Annotated in this window: 1 pseudogene; it reads left to right on the top strand. The window is 69.9% G+C overall.

Annotated features, from left to right (window positions below):
• Window positions 1-336 (top strand): annotated as a pseudogene (locus C667_RS24085) (DDE-type integrase/transposase/recombinase); the annotation flags it as partial.

Below are 336 nucleotides of genomic sequence, written 5' to 3'. Positions count from 1 at the left end.
TCGACTGGGGGCACTTCGGGCACCTGACGATCGGGCGCGCGCGCCGTCCGCTGATGGCCTTCGTCATGGTGCTGTCGTGGTCGCGCCAGATCTATCTGCGCTTCTTCCTCGATGCGCGCATGGAGAACTTCCTGCGCGGCCATGTCGGCGCCTTCGAATCCTGGGGGGCGGTGCCGCGCATCGCCCTCTACGACAATCTGAAGAGCGCGGTGCTCGAGCGTTGCGGCAACGCGATCCGCTTCCACCCGACCCTGCTCGCGCTCGCCGGCCACTACCGCTTCGAGCCGCGCCCGGTGGCGGTGGCGCGCGGCAACGAGAAGGGGCGCGTCGAGCGCG

Source organism: Thauera phenylacetica B4P (assembly GCF_000310225.1).
Lineage (GTDB): Bacteria > Pseudomonadota > Gammaproteobacteria > Burkholderiales > Rhodocyclaceae > Thauera > Thauera phenylacetica.
The sequence above is the reverse complement of the archived record's forward strand: the minus strand, read 5'-3'. Positions and strand labels throughout refer to the sequence as shown.